Source organism: Vibrio kagoshimensis, assembly GCF_050337535.1.
GTDB classification, from domain to species: Bacteria; Pseudomonadota; Gammaproteobacteria; order Enterobacterales; family Vibrionaceae; genus Vibrio; species Vibrio gallaecicus.
The window spans coordinates 153,024-171,226 of the sequence record NZ_JAKJSZ010000007.1 but is presented as its reverse complement, the minus strand read 5'-3'; the positions used below and the strand labels follow the sequence as shown (position 1 = coordinate 171,226).

The 18,203-nt window shown below is 41.7% G+C and carries 20 protein-coding genes and 7 tRNA genes; 7 read left to right on the top strand and 20 right to left on the bottom strand.

Features of this window, described 5'->3' with window-relative positions:
- Positions 1-72: 72 nt before the first annotated feature.
- The 3 genes from dnaG to rpsU form a co-directional block, all read right to left on the bottom strand.
- Complete coding sequence (dnaG, locus tag L4C37_RS08355; protein ID WP_137374451.1) at positions 73-1,824, bottom strand: DNA primase; 1,752 nt, start codon at positions 1,822-1,824, stop codon at positions 73-75.
- A 131-nt stretch (positions 1,825-1,955) separates the two neighbouring features.
- A complete protein-coding gene (locus L4C37_RS08350; RefSeq protein ID WP_429768321.1) occupies positions 1,956-2,399 on the bottom strand; it encodes a GatB/YqeY domain-containing protein in 444 nt (147 codons plus the stop codon).
- 25 nt (positions 2,400-2,424) lie between these two features.
- Positions 2,425-2,640: a 30S ribosomal protein S21 gene (gene rpsU, locus L4C37_RS08345; RefSeq protein ID WP_004396009.1), complete on the bottom strand. Its 216-nt coding sequence runs from the start codon at positions 2,638-2,640 to the stop codon at positions 2,425-2,427.
- 257 nt (positions 2,641-2,897) lie between these two features.
- On the opposite strand from rpsU, the gene tsaD reads away from it, so the two are divergent.
- Positions 2,898-3,914, top strand: coding sequence for a tRNA (adenosine(37)-N6)-threonylcarbamoyltransferase complex transferase subunit TsaD (gene tsaD, locus L4C37_RS08340; protein WP_137374453.1), 1,017 nt, complete (start codon positions 2,898-2,900; stop codon positions 3,912-3,914).
- A gap of 111 nt (positions 3,915-4,025) precedes the next feature.
- On the top strand, positions 4,026-4,841 hold the full coding sequence (locus L4C37_RS08335; RefSeq protein WP_429768320.1) for an alpha/beta fold hydrolase: 816 nt from the start codon (positions 4,026-4,028) through the stop codon (positions 4,839-4,841).
- A 145-nt stretch (positions 4,842-4,986) separates the two neighbouring features.
- Here the strand turns inward: L4C37_RS08335 and plsY are convergent, their stop codons facing one another.
- Positions 4,987-5,583 (bottom strand): glycerol-3-phosphate 1-O-acyltransferase PlsY, encoded by a 597-nt coding sequence (gene plsY, locus L4C37_RS08330; RefSeq protein WP_372264411.1) that lies wholly within the window; start codon positions 5,581-5,583, stop codon positions 4,987-4,989.
- A 160-nt stretch (positions 5,584-5,743) separates the two neighbouring features.
- Here plsY and folB point away from each other — a divergent pair, with 160 nt between their 5' ends.
- Genes folB through L4C37_RS08315 form a run of 3 tightly spaced genes read left to right on the top strand, consistent with a single transcriptional unit; the run spans position 5,744 to position 7,403 of the window.
- Positions 5,744-6,103: a dihydroneopterin aldolase gene (gene folB, locus L4C37_RS08325; protein ID WP_273297396.1), complete on the top strand. Its 360-nt coding sequence runs from the start codon at positions 5,744-5,746 to the stop codon at positions 6,101-6,103.
- Positions 6,100-6,582, top strand: a complete 483-nt coding sequence (folK, locus tag L4C37_RS08320) for a 2-amino-4-hydroxy-6-hydroxymethyldihydropteridine diphosphokinase (RefSeq protein ID WP_429768319.1) — start codon at positions 6,100-6,102, stop codon at positions 6,580-6,582. Before folB ends, folK begins: the two co-directional genes overlap by 4 nt.
- Before the next feature lie 14 nt (positions 6,583-6,596).
- Positions 6,597-7,403, top strand: coding sequence for an undecaprenyl-diphosphate phosphatase (locus L4C37_RS08315; protein WP_137374458.1), 807 nt, complete (start codon positions 6,597-6,599; stop codon positions 7,401-7,403).
- 192 nt (positions 7,404-7,595) lie between these two features.
- Here L4C37_RS08315 and L4C37_RS08310 read toward each other — a convergent pair whose 3' ends face one another.
- The 11 genes from L4C37_RS08310 to mutY form a co-directional block, all read right to left on the bottom strand.
- The gene (locus L4C37_RS08310) at positions 7,596-9,221 is read right to left on the bottom strand and encodes a methyl-accepting chemotaxis protein (RefSeq protein WP_137374459.1); all 1,626 of its coding nucleotides are present in this window, start codon (positions 9,219-9,221) and stop codon (positions 7,596-7,598) included.
- A 278-nt stretch (positions 9,222-9,499) separates the two neighbouring features.
- Positions 9,500-9,575, bottom strand: a tRNA-Asn gene (locus L4C37_RS08305).
- Positions 9,576-9,619: 44 nt separating this feature from the next.
- Positions 9,620-9,695, bottom strand: a tRNA-Phe gene (locus L4C37_RS08300).
- 7 nt (positions 9,696-9,702) lie between these two features.
- A tRNA-Thr gene (locus L4C37_RS08295) sits at positions 9,703-9,778 on the bottom strand.
- Between the two features lie 56 nt (positions 9,779-9,834).
- Positions 9,835-9,910, bottom strand: a tRNA-Asn gene (locus L4C37_RS08290).
- A 35-nt stretch (positions 9,911-9,945) separates the two neighbouring features.
- Positions 9,946-10,021, bottom strand: a tRNA-Phe gene (locus L4C37_RS08285).
- A gap of 7 nt (positions 10,022-10,028) precedes the next feature.
- Positions 10,029-10,104: transfer RNA gene (locus tag L4C37_RS08280), tRNA-Thr, on the bottom strand.
- Between the two features lie 67 nt (positions 10,105-10,171).
- Positions 10,172-10,247, bottom strand: a tRNA-Phe gene (locus L4C37_RS08275).
- A gap of 103 nt (positions 10,248-10,350) precedes the next feature.
- Entirely contained in the window at positions 10,351-11,484 is a 1,134-nt protein-coding gene (gene mltC, locus L4C37_RS08270) for a membrane-bound lytic murein transglycosylase MltC (protein ID WP_137374460.1), read from the bottom strand.
- Positions 11,485-11,553: 69 nt separating this feature from the next.
- The gene (locus tag L4C37_RS08265; protein WP_137374461.1) at positions 11,554-11,826 is read right to left on the bottom strand and encodes an oxidative damage protection protein; all 273 of its coding nucleotides are present in this window, start codon (positions 11,824-11,826) and stop codon (positions 11,554-11,556) included.
- Between the two features lie 31 nt (positions 11,827-11,857).
- The gene (gene mutY / locus L4C37_RS08260; RefSeq protein WP_273297359.1) at positions 11,858-12,919 is read right to left on the bottom strand and encodes an A/G-specific adenine glycosylase; all 1,062 of its coding nucleotides are present in this window, start codon (positions 12,917-12,919) and stop codon (positions 11,858-11,860) included.
- Positions 12,920-13,085: 166 nt separating this feature from the next.
- On the opposite strand from mutY, the gene trmB reads away from it, so the two are divergent.
- Together trmB and glsB are read left to right on the top strand one after the other, a co-directional pair.
- Entirely contained in the window at positions 13,086-13,805 is a 720-nt protein-coding gene (gene trmB, locus L4C37_RS08255; protein ID WP_137374463.1) for a tRNA (guanosine(46)-N7)-methyltransferase TrmB, read from the top strand.
- 188 nt (positions 13,806-13,993) lie between these two features.
- Positions 13,994-14,914, top strand: coding sequence for a glutaminase B (gene glsB, locus L4C37_RS08250; protein WP_137374464.1), 921 nt, complete (start codon positions 13,994-13,996; stop codon positions 14,912-14,914).
- Between the two features lie 55 nt (positions 14,915-14,969).
- Here glsB and hemW read toward each other — a convergent pair whose 3' ends face one another.
- The 5 genes from hemW to L4C37_RS08225 all read right to left on the bottom strand — a co-directional run bounded on the left by hemW (position 14,970) and on the right by L4C37_RS08225 (position 18,183).
- A complete protein-coding gene (hemW, locus tag L4C37_RS08245; RefSeq protein WP_429768318.1) occupies positions 14,970-16,160 on the bottom strand; it encodes a radical SAM family heme chaperone HemW in 1,191 nt (396 codons plus the stop codon).
- The gene (locus L4C37_RS08240) at positions 16,160-16,759 is read right to left on the bottom strand and encodes an XTP/dITP diphosphatase (protein WP_273295297.1); all 600 of its coding nucleotides are present in this window, start codon (positions 16,757-16,759) and stop codon (positions 16,160-16,162) included. Before L4C37_RS08240 ends, hemW begins: the two co-directional genes overlap by 1 nt.
- A 50-nt stretch (positions 16,760-16,809) precedes the next feature.
- Positions 16,810-17,241: a DUF4426 domain-containing protein gene (locus L4C37_RS08235; protein WP_429768317.1), complete on the bottom strand. Its 432-nt coding sequence runs from the start codon at positions 17,239-17,241 to the stop codon at positions 16,810-16,812.
- Between the two features lie 29 nt (positions 17,242-17,270).
- Entirely contained in the window at positions 17,271-17,561 is a 291-nt protein-coding gene (gene yggU, locus L4C37_RS08230) for a DUF167 family protein YggU (protein WP_429768316.1), read from the bottom strand.
- 64 nt (positions 17,562-17,625) lie between these two features.
- Positions 17,626-18,183: a YggT family protein gene (locus L4C37_RS08225; RefSeq protein WP_137374469.1), complete on the bottom strand. Its 558-nt coding sequence runs from the start codon at positions 18,181-18,183 to the stop codon at positions 17,626-17,628.
- Positions 18,184-18,203 lie beyond the last annotated feature (20 nt).

Sequence of the window (18,203 nt, the reverse complement as noted above, 5' to 3'; positions counted from 1 at the left end):
GAAGGACGTTGCATTCTTGATGCAAACCATAAATTCTAACAAATTGATTGATTTCTGACTAACCAAGTAGGGTTACGCTTTTAAATCTAGCATAAGTGCTAGCAGCTCCCTTTTTTCTTCGGCTGATAAACCGATGCTTCTTGCTTTAGCTTGTAGATTTTCAATTTGTTTTTCCACGCACTGGGCAAGTATATTGTCCAATGAGTCTAAAAATATATCTTCTTGATTGTCTTCATCGAGGGGGATCTCCCAACTCGCAAGACGAGACAGAAGTGCCTCATTTTTACTATCGCGCCAATGTTCTAATAATTGACCCGTGTTGATATGGGGATTCGAACGACACTTATCAAGTACTTCTGTTAATAAACTTAACCCTGGGAGAGTAAGCTCTTTCACACTTGATAAATCCGGTACCATATCAGCATAGCTCGGATTTTGAATAAGCAAAGCAATAACCTCTCGCATTGGTGTTCGCTTCAACTCTTTATGAGGTTGAGGCTTGTTACCTTGGCTGTGATTTCTTGCTCTTCTTAGTTGGTTATCAAAACCGGTTCTTTCATCCAGTAATTTCTCCAGTAATTCTTGGAAATAACTGTCTGGAATTTTATTTATCATGGCACTGGCATGAGCTCGCAGTGCTGACTTCCCTTCATTTGTTCCTAGATTAAGCTGGTGTAGCTCAATCAAGTTATCAAATAAATAGGTAGAAAGCGGAGTCGCATTTTGAACTAAGTGTTCAAACGCATCTTTCCCGTTTTCTCTTATATAACTGTCTGGGTCTTCACCATCAGGCAAAAACAAAAACTTCAAAGTATTACCTGTTTTAAGGTATTCCAGTGAGTTCTCTAGTGCGCGCCATGCGGCTTCTTTACCTGCTCGGTCACCATCGTAACAGCTCACCACGGTATTCGTTTGGCGAAATAGCATTTGAACATGATCGCCAGTAGTGGATGTGCCTAATGATGCGACCGAATAATCTACACCATATTGAGCAAGCGCGACTACATCCATATAGCCTTCAACGACTAATATTTGAGGCGGTTCACGATATGCTTGTAAGACTTCATAAAGTCCGTATAGCTCTTTGCCTTTATGAAAGATCGGGGTTTCAGGTGAGTTAAGATATTTAGGTGTACCATCACCCAATACTCGCCCACCAAAGCCAATCGCGCGACCACGTCGATCTCTGATTGGGAACATCACTCGGCCACGGAAGCGGTCGTATCGGTTGCCTTTGTCGTTTTCAATTAACATGCCGCCAGTGACGAGCATATCTTGAGCATCTTTCTGCTGACCAAAATTCTTTCGAACTAAGTCCCATTCATCAGCGACATAACCGATACCAAACTTCTGGACAATTTCGCCTGATAAACCACGGTTCTTGAGGTACTCAATCGCAGGTTTATTGGCAGACAGTTTCAATTGAGAACGATAAAACTGGCTAATCCCTTCCATTAAATCATAGAGATTACGCTTTTGTTCTGAATTAGCTCTGGGTGCAGTTGTGATCGCACCGCTGCGCTGCTCTCGAGGGACTTCTAATCCGAGATATGAAGCCAGCTCTTCTATTGCTTCCACAAAATCTAAGCGTTCGAATTCCATGATGAAATCGATAGCATTACCGTGTACGCCACAACCAAAACAGTGGTAAAACTGCTTTTCTTGGCTGACGCTAAACGATGGTGTTTTTTCGTTATGGAAAGGGCAACAAGCACCGTAGTTTTTGCCTTTTTTCTTAAGTTTTACGCGTGCGTCAACGATGTCGACTATATCAAGACGTGCAAGGAGATCATCAATGAAACTGCGAGGGATGTGTCCTGCCATAAAACCTTAGAAAAAAGCACTAACTAGAGGAGTAGATAATAGTTAGGTATTAGTGAAAATTGAATAGGCTATAGATACAAACAAGCCGTGCTTTCCAAAGGATTACACGGCTTGCTGCAATTTTTATGGGATTAAGCGAGTTTAGAACGAACTAAACCACTAACTTTACCCATATCTGCACGCCCTTGAATTTGTGGTTTCAAGATAGCCATTACTTTACCCATGTCTTGCATGCCCGCAGGGTTAGATTCTGTGATTGCGCTATCAACTAGAGCAGACACTTCATCTTCCGTTAACGGTTGAGGCATAAAGCCTTCAAGTACAGTAATTTCTGCTTTCTCCACATCAGCCAAATCTTGACGATTAGCTGATTCATATTGGGTAACAGAATCGCGACGTTGTTTAACCATTTTTACTAGCACTGCAAGAATGTCGTCGTCGGTCAGAGTGACCCGCTCGTCAACTTCACGTTGCTTAATTGCTGATAAGGCTAAACGAATAGTACCAAGGCGCGGTTTGTCCTTGGCTTTCATCGCTAATTTTTGCTCGTCTTTGAGTTTTTCAATTAGAGCCATAACTCAGTCCTTATGGATTAAGTTATTAGTACAGGCGAACGCGACGTGCGTTTTCGCGAGCTAGCTTCTTAGCGTGACGCTTTTGAGCTGCTGCTTTAGCGCGTTTGCGAACTGTAGTTGGTTTTTCGTAATGCTCACGACGACGCACTTCAGAAAGGATACCTGCTTTTTCACAAGAGCGCTTGAAACGACGTAGTGCAACGTCGAACGGTTCGTTTTCACGTACTTTAACTATTGGCATATGCCTTTCACCTCAGGGGTTATTCATTATCGCTGGTTACTCATTTCCAAATCAGAGAAGTTACCCATCGAGCTAACTCTCTTTTATGTTTGGTCTCTAACCAGCTTGATCAAAAATGGTGCGGAATTTTAATCCGATCACAGTGGCTTTGTAAAGCACTTTGTCGATTATAGTCTGTACAATATTTGTTTGAAGAGCTTAGGCAGGGTAATATTGCGCTAATTTCCCATTTTAGACGAAAGCGTGCCGAGAAAATTATGCGCATTATTGGTATTGAAACCTCTTGTGATGAAACAGGAATCGCGATTTATGATGATGAGCAGGGGCTGCTTTCTCATCAATTATATAGCCAAGTAAAGCTGCATGCCGACTATGGCGGTGTTGTGCCTGAGCTGGCATCACGTGACCACGTGAAAAAGACCATTCCACTGATTAAAGCAGCTTTAGCGGAAGCAAACCTCACATCAAAAGATATTGATGGCGTGGCTTACACAGCTGGCCCTGGTTTGGTTGGCGCACTGCTGGTTGGTGCAACGATTGGTCGCAGTATTGCTTACGCTTGGGGCGTACCAGCTGTACCAGTTCACCACATGGAAGGTCACCTGCTTGCTCCTATGCTAGAAGATAATCCACCTCCGTTCCCATTTGTGGCTTTGCTGGTTTCTGGTGGTCACACTATGATGGTCGAAGTCAAAGGGATTGGCGAATACAAGATCCTTGGCGAATCGATTGATGATGCGGCGGGTGAAGCCTTTGATAAAACGGCTAAGCTAATGGGGCTAGATTACCCAGGTGGACCATTGCTGTCTCGCCTTGCTGAAAAAGGCACGCCTGGTCGATTTAAATTTCCACGTCCAATGACAGATCGCCCAGGCTTAGACATGAGTTTTTCTGGTCTTAAAACATTTGCTGCAAATACCATTCGAGCAAATGATGACGATGAGCAAACTCGTGCTGATATTGCTTATGCATTCCAAGAAGCAGTATGTGGAACCTTAGTAATCAAGTGTAAGCGCGCATTGGCACAGACAGGCATGAAACGTATAGTGATTGCTGGTGGTGTAAGTGCAAATAAGCAGTTACGTGTTGAGCTTGAAGCGCTTGCCAATAAAATTGGTGGTGAGGTGTATTACCCGCGTACTGAGTTCTGTACAGATAATGGGGCGATGATCGCTTATGCCGGAATGCAACGCCTTAAAAATGGCGAAGTGGCGGATTTATCAGTACACGCTACACCTCGCTGGCCTATTGACCAGCTTGAACCGGTGGCATAACAGTTTGAACTTTTACTGATGTATTATTTACTGACGTATTGATGTTCACGTATTTCTAAACGGTCGCTTTTATAGCGACCGTTTTGTTAGGTAAAGAAAGTAGGAAGAGAAATGGAAAAGTTTACGATAGACAATCAGACAATGACTTATATCGACCAAGGTGAGGGACCAGTTTTAGTCTTAGGGCATAGCTACCTTTGGGATAGCAAAATGTGGCAGCCTCAGATTGAAGCTCTTAGTCAATCCTATCGCTGTATTGTACCTGACTTATGGTCTCATGGTTCTTCGGAAGCAGCCCCTACGACCATGCGTAATTTAAAAGATTACGCACAGCATATTTTGTCATTATTGGATCATTTAGGGATCCAAGATTTTTCTATTATCGGTTTATCTGTTGGTGGTATGTGGGGTACGGAGTTAGCCGCGCTAGCGCCTTCTCGTGTTAAATCTTTAGTGCTGATGGATACGTTTGTGGGCCTAGAACCAGAAGTTGCTCATGCAAAATATTTTGAAATGCTAGGTGGTATTGAACAACTGAAATTGGTTCCTCAACCTATTGTTGATGCTGTTGTTCCATTATTTTTTGCTAATGATGCACAAACAGATAACCCTAAGTTGGTTGATGATTTTGCTCAAACTCTATCTAAAATACAGGGTGAGCATGCTGAGCAAATTGCACGAATTGGGCGCATGGTCTTTGGTCGAAGAGATCTCATTGATACTGTTGAACAGTTTGCTTTGCCAGTTCTGGTGGCTGTTGGTCAAGAAGATAAGCCGAGACCAGTATTAGAGTCTTACTTAATGCATGATTGCATTACAGGGAGTGAGCTTGTGCAAATTCCAAAGGCTGGGCATATCAGTAACTTAGAGCAGCCAGAATTTGTGACTAAGATGCTCGAAACATTCTTAGCTAAAGTTTATGGCTAGAGTCGTTATCTGACCAATCATCTTGATTACTTGAATGTGATTACAGGTAATAAAAATCAGTTTAGTCTTGTGGATTCATTGGCTTCAATCATTAACTCATGTTGAAGGTTTACTTCTTGCAAGTTAATAGCCAAATGATCATGTGCTAAGCTGATTTTTTTTGTCCAATTTTTGGTTCGCTTCCATCAATTAAGCGACGAATGTTTTGGTGATGTCGCAACACAATCAAGCAGCAAAGCATAGCGACTGGCAAAGTGTACTGCGGCTTAACTAGCCATGCATAAAATGGAGCAAGCAATACGGTGACAATTGCGGCAAGAGAAGAATAGCGAAAAATAAAAGCAATGATTAACCAGGTCGCCATAATCATGCCAGTTAGATCTAACCCTATCGGAGCGATGGCTCCTAAGGCTGTTGCCACACCTTTTCCACCTTTAAAGTGAAAGAAAAGGGGATACATATGGCCTAAACAAGAAGCAATGGCGATGACGCCAAGCATTACGGCGTCAATATTTAGAAAATATCCAAGCCAAACTGGAATGGTCCCTTTCAGCATGTCACAAAGAAGTACCGATGCCGCAGCATATTTCCCCCCTATGCGCAGTACATTGGTCGCACCTGGATTATTTGAACCGACCGTTCTAGGGTCTGGCAAACGGACGACACGGCAAATTAAGACAGCACTAGAGATCGAACCCAGTAAGTAGGCTGCAATAATCATAATGAGTGCTAAAGGGGTCATGTTTGTCCTTAAACAGGCTAATAAGTCTTAACGCTTGGAAAGTAACGCATTATTTAAGAGTCAATGCTTTATCCAAGAGTAATTGATATCATATCTGGAATCCTGTAAATAATACGTTTTTTTCCCTCATTTGGGTATCCGACCTCTAAAAGGACAAGTCATGGCTCTGGATAAAGTTTTCATTGAACAGTTAGAAGTAATCACAACAATTGGTGTCTACGATTGGGAGCAAGAAATTAAGCAAAAGCTTGTTCTTGATATTGAAATGGCGCATGACAACCGACCTGCAGGTAAAAGTGACGATGTGGTTGATGCTCTTGATTACTCGAAAGTCAGTACTTTGGTATTAGATCATATTGAAAATGGCCGATTCCTGCTGGTTGAGCGTGTGGCGGAAGAAGTTGCAGAGTTAATCATGGATCAATTTTCAGTACCTTGGATCAAAATCCGCTTAGCGAAACCAGGGGCGGTACCACAAGCAAAATCCGTTGGTGTTGTAATTGAACGAGGTCAAGCATGACACTCACCTATGTTGGTGTCGGAACTAACATAGACAGAGATAAGCATGCCAAAGCGGCGTGGGCTGAATTAAAGGCTCTTGGAAGAAATCTCCGGAGTTCAACTATTTACCACTGTGATCCAGTCGGCTTTGATAGCCGTGCGTTTTATAATTTCGTTATAGAACTTGAAACATCTCTATCATTGACTGAATTTTCACACGAGCTTCGTAAAATTGAGTTTAAATGGGGCAGGTCGGAGAACGCGCATAAATTGCAAGATCGGACTCTTGATCTTGATATTGTGCTTTTTGGTGATGTGGTTTCCAAACATTCTCCAGAACTACCTCGAAGTGATATTTTTAAATATCCTTTTGTAACACAACCACTTTATGATCTCTGTCCTGCGAGAGTTATCCCGCAAGACGGACGAACCGTCAGTGAAATATGGCAGAAAATGGAACGTTTAGATTCCTTATCTGTAGTAGACATAGAATTATAATTTAAAGGTAAGTAATGAGTTATTTTGAAGCGTTTATTTTGGCTTTGGTACAAGGCTTTACCGAATTTTTGCCGATCTCGAGTTCGGCGCATTTGATTTTGCCTTCAGCGGTATTAGGTTGGGAAGATCAAGGCTTAGCATTTGATGTGGCGGTTCATGTAGGAACCTTGACTGCTGTTGTTATATACTTCCGGAAAGAAGTTGTATCACTGCTCAGTGCGTTTTTCGCCTCTATCTTTAAAGGCGATAGAAGTAAAGAAGCGAAGCTAGCTTGGCTTATTATTCTGGCTACAATACCTGCTTGTATCTTCGGTCTTCTGATGAAAGACATCATTGAGATCTACTTACGTAGTGCATGGGTAATTGCAACGACGACCATCGTCTTTGGTTTGTTGCTGTGGTGGGTAGATAAGAACGCTTCATTACGTGATGATGAATACCAAGCGGGCTGGAAGAAAGCTTTGTTTATTGGTCTAGCTCAGGCTATGGCTATTATCCCTGGTACATCTCGTTCAGGTGCGACAATTACTGCTGCTCTTTACCTCGGCTTTACTCGTGAAGCTGCAGCCCGTTTCTCTTTCCTGATGTCTATTCCAATCATTACCCTTGCTGGTGGCTATTTAGGCTTAAAGCTCGTGACTAGTGGTGAGGTGATTGACGCAGGTGTACTTCTGGCGGGTATCGTCGTTTCATTCATTAGTGCGTATATCTGTATCCACTTCTTCTTGAAGCTTATTTCGCGTATGGGCATGACACCGTTTGTGATATACCGACTACTACTCGGTATTGGTTTGTTCGCCTTTTTGATTAGTACTCAATAATTAGTTTTTAGTAAGAAAGCCAGCTCCTCAAAGGATTAGAGCTTGCTCTAAAATGAATAAAACAAAAAGACCTCACTAGAAATGGTGAGGTCTTTTTTTGTTTATGGTGGATTATTGAAGGAGGTTAGCCGACCTTAGTCATTTAATTGGTCGGCATAATTCAGGACCGATGTAATTTAAATCACAAGAGCATTAATGCTTCACTTCAAATCGATTGACCCAATTTTCAAGTTCATTTGAAAGTGAAGTTAGGGTTTGAGTACTGTTATGGCTCTCTGTCACTACATCACTTAGTTGATTACCACTTTCTTCAATCATATTAATTCGTTTTGAAATATCATCACTTACTTGCGTCTGTTCCGCTGCTGCAGTCGCTATTTGGTGGCTCATGGATGAGATGGACTCAAGAGCATTAACAATCTGTTGTAGCGCTTCTGAAGCGTTTTGAGACTCGGTCACAGTACTTTGACTGGTTTCAGCACACACACCCATAGTATGAATTGCGTTTCTTGAGCCTTCTTGAAGGTTATTGATCATCAGCTGAATTTCTTTGGTACTGGCTTGGGTTCGACCCGCTAGGTTTCGAACTTCATCAGCAACAACTGCAAAGCCTCGACCTTGTTCACCAGCTCTTGCTGCTTCAATTGCCGCATTTAGTGCGAGTAGGTTAGTTTGCTCGGCAATGTCACCAATTACATCAAGTACTTTTACTATGTTATTTACGTCATTACCTAAATCAGCAACAGCATCACTCGCAGTGTTGAGCTGGCTTGCCAATCCTTGAATATTATCCACGGTGTTATGAATAAGCTGCTGAGTATGTTGGCTTTGTTTATCCGCTTCATCTGTATTTCTAGCGGTATCACCAGCAGAGTCTGCAACATTATTAGCTGAAGATGCCATCTCAGTCATTGCTGTAGCAATCATTTCAGTGGATTGCTGCTGTGTATCCGTTAGCTGAGCAATAGAACCAGCACGAGATTCAACACTGTGTAATTCAGAGCGTAGAGCAAGCATTGATGTGTTTAGGTTTGAAACGAGATCGGCAAGAGATAAACTCATCTGTTGCACCGCTTGGTAGATACTCCCTGGTACCGCTTCTGTATCGAAAGATGTTTGTATCTTACCTTGAGCTACCGCTTGTACTGCTTCACGTACATCTTTAGGTTCACCACCTAGCAAAGCAAGCATGCGTTTAATTGAAATGATTAAGCTGGTTAAGATAACCCCTGCAATCACTAAGCAGAGAAATAGCTGCCATTGTGCGGTAGACCAAAAACGTGCATTCACTTCATTAAAACCAATGCCTGTACCTACAACCCAGCCCCAGTGTGGTGTTTTTTCAGCGATGGATAACTTTTCTTCAATGCTTCCGTCTGGCTGCTTCTGTGTCCATGTATATTCAACTATCTGACCAGTTCTGTTACCTAATACTCTTTGTATTAGTTGCCCGACGCTGTTTCCATCACCATCTTTAAAATCATTAAAGCTGGTACCATGCAATTGTGGATCTAGCGGGGTCGCGACAAAAGTCATGTTTTCATCTGCTACATAAACATATTCATTGTCTTTATAAATGTTATTGCGGAGCAGTCGAGTCGCCAGTTGTTTTGCTTGTTCTTCTTCTAGGGTGCCATCAATAGTCATTTTCTCAACTTCAGTTAAGATGCTATACGCACTTTTAAAGAGTTCTGTTACTCGGGCTTTGTTGTCCATGTCACTTGCAACTCGTAAAGTCCAAAGTCCTGTAGCGGTTAATACAAGTAACGCAGCCAGTATTACAGTGGACAATAGATAAGCTTGTGTCTTTAATTTCATACATCCTCACACAGCGATAAATTAGAAAATATCATTTATAGTAATTATTCATTAAATCTTAATCTAAGTAGTGTAGTAGCTAATATGAGGAATGCTCTAAAGTATGATGAAGATTAAATTTACGATGCAAAAAAAGTAAAATGTGATGGTTAATTGGGTTTTATATAATAGATGGCGGGCGTTTGTGAGGTGAGTCGATTTAAAAAGGTGTTGGGGATTAGGAATGTTACTGCGTTCAGAATGCAAAAAAGCCGCATCATTGATGCGGCTTTTTAAATTGGCTCCCCTTGCAAGACTTGAACTTGCGACATACGGATTAACAGTCCGCCGTTCTACCAACTGAACTAAAGGGGAATTGTTTATTTAACTATTCTTAAGAATAACTAAATTACAAATTATGGTGCCTCGAGGCGGAATCGAACCACCGACACGAGGATTTTCAATCCTCTGCTCTACCGACTGAGCTATCGAGGCAAAAGAATGGTGCCGACTACCGGAGTCGAACTGGTGACCTACTGATTACAAGTCAGTTGCTCTACCTACTGAGCTAAGTCGGCACACTATATTCTTATGCTTTGTGAGTACAAGTTTAATCTAAACTCATTCTCGAATGTGGCTCCCCTTGCAAGACTTGAACTTGCGACATACGGATTAACAGTCCGCCGTTCTACCAACTGAACTAAAGGGGAATTATTTGCCTTAACATAAGTTAAGAACCAAATAATGGTGCCCGGAGGCGGAATCGAACCACCGACACGAGGATTTTCAATCCTCTGCTCTACCGACTGAGCTATCCGGGCAAAAGAATGGTGCCGACTACCGGAGTCGAACTGGTGACCTACTGATTACAAGTCAGTTGCTCTACCTACTGAGCTAAGTCGGCACACTAAATTCTTTTATTTTTTGTCCGTGTTTTACTTTAAAAATATCAACACCAACAAAACAAATTGTGGTGCCCGGAGGCGGAATCGAACCACCGACACGAGGATTTTCAATCCTCTGCTCTACCGACTGAGCTATCCGGGCAACGGGGCGCTATTAAAAGGCTTTTCCGTATTTTCGTCAACACCTTTTTTTGAAAATTTTTAAAAAAAGGTGTGTTCGTTGTTTTTTTATTCAAAAGTAGGCGTTAAGTTTTGCCAGAGTTAAAGTCTTTCTTGAATTTTGTTACTTTTTCTAGGTACCTACGTGATTCTTTATTGGGGTGTTTCTTAGTTAACGCCCAATATGCTTGGTTTGGTTGTAAGGCATTTAAGTCATTCATCGCACGCTTTCGGTTACTGCTGAATGTATTTAATACGCCCCCAGTGCCGCCGTTATAAGCGGAAATCATACTGTACTCGAGTGTTGTAGGGTGTTTTACATCTTTTAAATAACGATTTTTTAAGATGTAAAAGTAGGCAGTACCGGTGTCTATATTGGTTTCAGGGTTAAATAAATATTCCGGTGTTGGTTCACCTGGTTTATTTTTTACCAATTTAAATACGTCACGTCCCGCTGTTTTCGGTACGACTTGCATTAAGCCATAGGCATTAGCCCAACTTACCGCGTATGGATTAAAGCTGCTTTCTGTTTTGATGATCGCATAGATCAGGTCTTCTGGAATGTCGTATTTTCTCGAGGCACGTCTTACTATGTCGGCGTATTTATAACTTCGTTTAATGGCATGATCTTCCACCATTGGGATTTCAACATAATATGATTTCTTGAAATCGACTTCTTTAGTTTTTAGATTATTGGCGATGAGGTAATCGGCAAATCGATTAGCTCGCCATGTCCACTGAATTGGCTTTTGCTCTTGATCAACCACTTGATTATAAAGGAAAGGCTGACCTTCTAAAGTGATGCTTTTTGACGAAAATAGATCAACGTTTGCCGGATCATCAGGCGTGAGAAGCGTTGTCATGATCGCATTCTTAAGATGTTTTTTAGGCTCGGTTGGCGAAACCGTTTCAACAAGGATAGTACCTTTAGTGAAATTAACTTCAGAACGACTCAAGTAATTATCTATATATTTCACATAGTTACTTTTACCTGCCATTTTTATTTCTTTAGAGCCCCAGCGTTTTTGAATATTGCCGGAAAAGCTATTGATGAGAGAGTCTAAAGCTGCAGTATCTTTTTCAAATTGACCTGGAAGTTCAGCTAAGTTGCCAGCAAAGCGGTTGGTTGGCTCATAATTGACGTCGTATAAACCTTCAATAAATTCTCTGCTGCATCCTGTGAGTAGCATTGCTGCTAAGAAGTAACCAAGCTTTTTCATAGACCCTCATATAAAAATGACATCATAACCAAGGGTATGATGTCATTAAATTTTATCTAAATAAATGTCTTATTCGCTTGGTGGAGTGTAACCATCAATAACGACTTCTTTACCTTCAAAAAGAAAGTTAACCATTTCAGTTTCTAGAAGCTTTCTGTGCTCTGGATCCATCATGTTAAGTTTCTTTTCGTTAATTAGCATGGTTTGCTTGCTTTGCCATTGAGCCCAAGCTTCTTTAGAAATGTTGTCAAAAATTCGTTTACCCAAATCGCCTGGGTAAAGTTGAAAATCTAGGCCTTCAGCGTCTTTTTGTAATCGAGTACAAAATACAGTACGGCTCATAATGAATCCTTATTATCGCGTTATGTTGTTATTAAACGCATGTGTCTAGTTCGAATGGAAGGCTTTCTAACAGCTGTTTTACTGGAGCCGCTAAGCCAATTTCTTCTGGTTGAGATAAGTTATACCAGAGACCTTTTGTCCCTTCCATTATCAAATCAGGTTGTTTAGTTAATTTAACCAATACAGGGGTGATATCTAAATGGTAGTGACTAAAGGTGTGCCTAAATGCAATCAAGGTTTCGTTTGATTGTATATTTTGTTCTTGAATGGATCTGAGATCTAATTGGTGTTCAATTTCAGCAGTCTCATTTTGAGGGAAGCAAAATAGCCCTCCCCAAATACCTGATTGAGGTCTCTGTTCAAGCCAAACCTGATTATCGTGATAAAGCATCACAAACCAAGTCTCCTTTACTGGTTTCTCTTTTTTCGGTTTTTTCCCGGGAAAATCGAGTTGTTTATCTAATTTGTTGGCTTCACACATAGTGCTGACAGGGCATAACGAGCATTTGGGCTTACTTCGAGTACATACAAGCGCGCCCATATCCATCATGGCTTGATTGTATTTATCGACATCCTTACGAGGAGTGTGCTGCTCTGCATATTCCCAAAGTTTGTTTTCTACTTTTTTTTGCCCAGGCCACCCTTCAACTATAAAGTTGCGAGCCAAAGTGCGTTTCACATTACCATCTAAAATTGCATGAGGAAGCTTGTGAACAGATGAAAGAACCGCCGCCGCAGTAGAGCGCCCAACACCAGGTAGAGCATTCATTTTTTCTAAGTCTTTAGGGAACTCTCCATCATATTGTTCAGCGACTATTTTTGCTGCTTTATGTAAATTTCGCGCTCGTGCGTAATAGCCAAGCCCTGTCCAAAGATGGAGGACTTCATCTTGTTCTGCATTTGCAAGGTCGATGACGGTCGGAAAACGCGCTAAAAAACGTTCGTAATAAGGAATCACTGTCGTCACTTGCGTCTGCTGTAACATGATTTCAGATAACCAAACGGTGTAGGCGCTTTTGTTTTTTTGCCAAGGCAGTTCTTTACGCCCATAGGCGTCATACCACTTTAAAATGGCGCTTGCGAAAGGAGTCACGGCTTGCTCAATGCTTTGCTATTATTAGAGGTGAAATTGCACCACACTTAGCGTTGGATGTAAAACAGACAAATTGTGTGGGAATTTATCCACGGAAAGACTTGCACCGAAGGCATTTCTTTGGATAATCCCCGCTTTGATTAATCAATGTGCAGGCAAAAAATCAATGAGTGAAGTGACCACTAACGAATATACTGAAGACGGCAAACTGGTTCGTAAGATCCGCAGTTTTGTTCGCCGCGAAGGCCGTTTAACTAAAGGTCAAGAAAATGCGATGAATGAATGCTGGCCAACAATGGGTATCGACTACAACCCAGAGCTTCTTAACTGGAAAGAAGTCTTTGGTAACGATAACCCTGTTGTACTAGAGATTGGCTTCGGTATGGGTGCATCACTGGTTGAAATGGCAAAGAATTCACCAGAAAAGAATTTCCTAGGTATTGAAGTACATAGCCCTGGTGTGGGTGCCTGTTTAGGTACAGCTCGTGATGCGGGTGTTACTAACCTTCGCGTAATGTGCCACGATGCTGTTGAAGTATTTGAGCATATGATTCCAGACAGCAGCTTGCATACTTTGCAGCTGTTCTTCCCTGACCCATGGCATAAAGCTCGTCACCATAAGCGTCGTATCGTTAAAGCAGAATTTGCGGAAATGGTACGTGGTAAGCTTCAGCTTGATACTGGCATTTTCCATATGGCAACAGACTGGGAAAACTACGCAGAGCACATGATCGAAGTGATGAATGTTGCGCCTGGTTTTGAGAATATCGCTGAAGATGGTGACTATATCCCTCGCCCAGATGAACGTCCACTGACTAAATTTGAAGCTCGTGGTCACCGTTTAGGTCATGGCGTTTGGGACATTAAGTACAAGCGTACTAAGTAATTTCCGATCTCTAAAGCTGTAGAGGCTAATTGACTTAGTTTTTACCCCTACATTTTATGTGATTGATAAAAGCCAACATTATTGTAATGTTGGCTTTTTTGTCCTTAGGCTTTTATCAATGAATAGAGGCTTAAGGACAAAATAATGAAAACACCCCTACAAAAATAACAATATAGAAGTAAGCACTCATGAAACCCACTCAAGCTATTTTGACCGAGATATTAGAAGAAGTTCGCCCTTTAATTGGTCAGGGGAAAGTCGCGGATTATATTCCAGCATTGGCTCGTGTATCGAATCAAAAGTTGGCGATTGCGGTGTATACCAATGAAGGAGAAGTGATTCAAGCCGGTGATGCTGAAGAGGCTTTTTCTGTGCAATCTATTTCCAAAGCGCTGAGTCTTACTTTAGCTATGGTGTTGTATAAACCAGAAGAAATCTGGAAAAGAGTGGGTAAAGAGCCTTCTGGTCAGGCTTTTAATTCGATGATTCAGCTTGAGATGGAGCATGGTATCCCTCGTAATCCATTTATCAACGCTGGTGCGATAGTCGTCGCTGATTTGTTACAAAGCCGCTTATCAGCTCCTAGGCACCGTTTATTGGAATTTGTGCGCCAGTTATCTGGTGACACTCATATTGTGTATGACAAAGTCGTAGCGGCTTCTGAAATGATGCACAGTGATCGAAATGCGGCTATTGCCTACTTGATGCGTTCGTTTGGTAATTTTGAGAATGATGTTATTCCTGTTCTCAATAATTATTTTCATGCCTGTGCACTTAAGATGACTTGTGTTGATCTGGCTAAGACCTTTAGCTACCTAGCAAATAAAGGAGTGTCAGTTCAAACTAAGAAAGAGATCATTACCCCCGTTCAAACCAAACAATTGAATGCTCTACTGGCGACTTGCGGTTTATATGATGGTGCAGGGGAGTTTGCTTATCGTGTCGGAATGCCAGGTAAATCAGGCGTAGGTGGCGGTATTATCGCTATCGTACCTGGTGAGATGACCATTGCAGTTTGGTCTCCTGAATTAGACCCGTCAGGGAATTCACTGGCTGGTACTCAAGCTTTAGAGCTGCTTTCTGAGCGTATTGGTCGTTCCATTTTTTAGCGGTAAGTTGTTCTTAATTCAATAAAAAACCTCTCATGATGAGAGGTTTTTTATTTTAAGAGCCTTCATCGTCAGCCATGAAAGCTTCGAGAAGATCATTAAGGAAGAGTTTTCCTTTCTCGGTGATTTGCCAGTGTGTTGGCGTTTCATTCAAGTAGCCCAGCTCTTTTGACCAATCAATGGTTTCCTTAATTGAATCTAAACTTAGGCCTGTTGTGTCAATGAAATCTTGCTTTGGGCACGCTTCAATTAATCGAAAACGATTCATGAAAAACTCGAAAGGGCGATCATCATTTGCTACTTCAAACTCATCGGATAGATAAGGTTTGATTAAGTTCTGGTAAGCCGAAAGATAACCTCTGGGATGTTTCACTTTAGTTGTGCGGATGATTCGACCATCGGTAAAGCTGAGCTTACCGTGAGAACCACAGCCGATTCCTAAGTAGTCACCAAAGCGCCAATAATTTAAGTTATGTTGGCACTGGTAGTTGGGTTTGCTATACCCAGATATTTCATATTGTACATAACCAGCATCAGTGAGCTTTTGATGTCCTCTATCGAAAATGTCCCAAAGGTCATCGTCATCAGGTAGTGTCGGTGTTTTGTAATAAAACATGGTATTAGGTTCTATCGTCAACTGATACCAAGATAGGTGTGGTGGATCCAGTTCGATCGCTTTGTCCAAATCAGCCAATGCTTGATCAATGCTTTGATCGGGTAAACCATGCATAAGATCTAGATTGAAGCTATTTAAACCGATTTTATGTGCTAGGTGAGCGGCGTTTACTGCTTCATCTTGCCCGTGAATTCGTCCTAATCTTTCAAGCTTTTCTTGTTCAAAGCTTTGTACACCAACTGAAATGCGAGTAACACCTGCTGTTTTATACCCAGCGAAGCGTTCAGCCTCAATGGTGCCAGGGTTCGCCTCCATGGTTATTTCGATTTCGGGTTTGAACGGAATACGTTGCTCAATACCTTGAAGTAAACGACCAATGCCTTCCGGTGAAAATAGGCTGGGAGTACCACCACCAATAAAAATGGAATGTAATGGGCGAGGTGCACCATTAAGCTGATATTTTTCGATATCAGTGTCTAAATCTTCCAGTAGCGCATCAATGTATTCACTTTCAGGAATATCAGCTTTGAGTGCATGCGAGTTGAAATCACAATATGGGCACTTTTGTACACACCATGGAATGTGTACATAAAGACTCAATGCTGGTGGTGTTAATACAGCACTTGGCATTATAGAGCTTGCTCTTTTAGCGTTTTGAATAGTGCAGTTAGCGCTTTTCCACGATGAGATAATTGCTTTTTACGAGTTGATTCAAGCTCTGCAGATGCACAGTTATCTTCAGGAACAAAGAAGATTGGGTCGTAGCCGAATCCATTTTCACCATGCGCCTTCGTTAAAATACGACCTTCCCATTTACCGTGGCAAACAATTGGTGTTGGATCGTTTGCATGGCGCATCAGTACTAAAACACAATGAAAGCGCGCAGTACGCTTTGCTTCTTCTACGCCTTGCATCGCATCTAGCAGCTTTTCTAAGTTTTGCTGGTCAGATGCATCTTCGCCTGCATAACGAGCTGAATAAATACCAGGAGCTCCTTGAAGAAAATCAACTTCTAAGCCTGAATCGTCAGCAATAGCAGGTAGCCCGGTTTCTTGTGCAGCGTGGCGAGCTTTGATAATGGCATTTTCAATGAAAGTTGTGCCTGTTTCTGCAACTTCAGAAACGTTAAATTCACTTTGTGCTGTTACGTCGAAACCAAAATCAGACAGAAGATCTGCCATTTCACGTACTTTACCTTGGTTGCCTGTTGCTAGAACGATTTTACTCATGGTCGGATAACTCTAATAAATGGGTTGTGGAAGAAGCTTTTAGTTAAAGCTTAGTCTTCAGTGTAGAATTTTTGGGTGAATCGTAATGGACCCGCGCCTTTTATCCCAGCATTAACATCAATAGTGAAGGTGATATTTTCTTCGTGAGTAATGGGGAATTCAGTTAGGTAGTAAATGGCATCACCTTCTTTAATTTCTCTGAAGGTTAATTTGCGTGTGTTACCGACTAAGTTTTTTGCCGTGCCAGATACTTTTGCTGTGGTTGCTGGTTTACCCAACGCTGAGTTATCTAGAATACTGATGTTTAGAACCGCAGAGTAGCCGTTTCGTTTTAGTTGATACTGTTTGGCGACTTCCGCAGATAAGAAAGTGGAATTGAATGCTGAATAGTGAACCTCAACATCTTTAATGTTTTTAAATTGACCAGCCCAAGTAGGGAAGGCGATGACGCTGGTAAGTAGTGCTGTTATCCATAAACGCATATTGGCTCCAAAAATATAGCAAAAAGCCATCACAGGATGGCTTTGATTTCATTAGGGATTTGGTTAGGTGAGCAGATTCGAACTTGCTTGTGCCTACCTAACTCTCCCTTTTCAATTTTAATAAGCCCTTTAGCTACCTTAAATTGTTTCGCTAGGTATTTTGCTAAATGAGCATTGGCTTTGCCATCGACAGGTGGAGCTGTAATGGCAGTTTTAAGTTCATCCCCATGCAAGCCGACAATTTTATCTCGGCTTGCTTTAGGTTGGATATAGAGCCGTAAAAGAATATCGTCTTCATCAGCCCAAACTGCTTTTGGCATTGGTTAGTGCCTTAGTGTTTTAACTTAGTGCTACCTTTGGTTTGCTCAGCACCATAGGGTCTGATTATAGCTGATACCAAATAGGACCAATTAGGTCACCCATTAAGAAGTTCGCAAATTGCAGAACAATAAACAGTACCAGTACGCTTAAATCAAAACCGCCCATTGCTGGAAGAATACGACGAATTGGAGCAAGCATTGGTTCTGTCAATTGATGGAAAACATACTCGATTGGGCTGCGACCTTGACTTACCCAGCTTAGAATTGCGCGGATAAGTAGAACCCAGAAAATAAGCCCACCAGCTGCTTTAAGTAATGCAAGTAATCCAAAGATTAGGAAGCTAACATCAAATACCGCTGCGCCACCTGAAATCACTAGGTTTAGTGCCGTGAACTTCAATACACATAATACATAAGCAAATAGAATGGTTGCTACATCAAAGCTACCAATCGATGGGATGAAGCGTCGTAAAGGGGCCACAACAGGTTGTGTCGCTTTAACGATAAATTGTGAGAATGGGTTATAGAAATCTGCACGCGAGGCCTGTAACCAAATACGCAGAATGACCACCATGATGTAAAGATCAAATACGGTAGAGATCAAAAAGCTCATCGAATTCATAGAGTTTCCTTTTTCGGAGT

Bases quoted from the DNA above. Each gene is read 5' to 3' on its own strand.
- L4C37_RS08310 (WP_137374459.1), bottom strand. From the start codon at position 9,221: ATGAAATTAAAGACACAAGCTTATCTATTGTCCACTGTAATACTGGCT.
- folB (WP_273297396.1), top strand. From the start codon at position 5,744: ATGGCTCTGGATAAAGTTTTCATTGAACAGTTAGAAGTAATCACAACA.
- hemW (WP_429768318.1), bottom strand. From the start codon at position 16,160: ATGCCAAGTGCTGTATTAACACCACCAGCATTGAGTCTTTATGTACAC.
- plsY (WP_372264411.1), bottom strand. From the start codon at position 5,583: ATGACCCCTTTAGCACTCATTATGATTATTGCAGCCTACTTACTGGGT.
- rpsU (WP_004396009.1), bottom strand. From the start codon at position 2,640: ATGCCAATAGTTAAAGTACGTGAAAACGAACCGTTCGACGTTGCACTA.
- glsB (WP_137374464.1), top strand. From the start codon at position 13,994: ATGAAACCCACTCAAGCTATTTTGACCGAGATATTAGAAGAAGTTCGC.
- L4C37_RS08315 (WP_137374458.1), top strand. From the start codon at position 6,597: ATGAGTTATTTTGAAGCGTTTATTTTGGCTTTGGTACAAGGCTTTACC.
- L4C37_RS08225 (WP_137374469.1), bottom strand. From the start codon at position 18,183: ATGAATTCGATGAGCTTTTTGATCTCTACCGTATTTGATCTTTACATC.
- L4C37_RS08235 (WP_429768317.1), bottom strand. From the start codon at position 17,241: ATGCGTTTATGGATAACAGCACTACTTACCAGCGTCATCGCCTTCCCT.
- L4C37_RS08335 (WP_429768320.1), top strand. From the start codon at position 4,026: ATGGAAAAGTTTACGATAGACAATCAGACAATGACTTATATCGACCAA.
- dnaG (WP_137374451.1), bottom strand. From the start codon at position 1,824: ATGGCAGGACACATCCCTCGCAGTTTCATTGATGATCTCCTTGCACGT.
- tsaD (WP_137374453.1), top strand. From the start codon at position 2,898: ATGCGCATTATTGGTATTGAAACCTCTTGTGATGAAACAGGAATCGCG.
- L4C37_RS08265 (WP_137374461.1), bottom strand. From the start codon at position 11,826: ATGAGCCGTACTGTATTTTGTACTCGATTACAAAAAGACGCTGAAGGC.
- folK (WP_429768319.1), top strand. From the start codon at position 6,100: ATGACACTCACCTATGTTGGTGTCGGAACTAACATAGACAGAGATAAG.
- L4C37_RS08350 (WP_429768321.1), bottom strand. From the start codon at position 2,399: ATGGCTCTAATTGAAAAACTCAAAGACGAGCAAAAATTAGCGATGAAA.
- L4C37_RS08240 (WP_273295297.1), bottom strand. From the start codon at position 16,759: ATGAGTAAAATCGTTCTAGCAACAGGCAACCAAGGTAAAGTACGTGAA.
- mltC (WP_137374460.1), bottom strand. From the start codon at position 11,484: ATGAAAAAGCTTGGTTACTTCTTAGCAGCAATGCTACTCACAGGATGC.
- trmB (WP_137374463.1), top strand. From the start codon at position 13,086: ATGAGTGAAGTGACCACTAACGAATATACTGAAGACGGCAAACTGGTT.
- yggU (WP_429768316.1), bottom strand. From the start codon at position 17,561: ATGCCAAAAGCAGTTTGGGCTGATGAAGACGATATTCTTTTACGGCTC.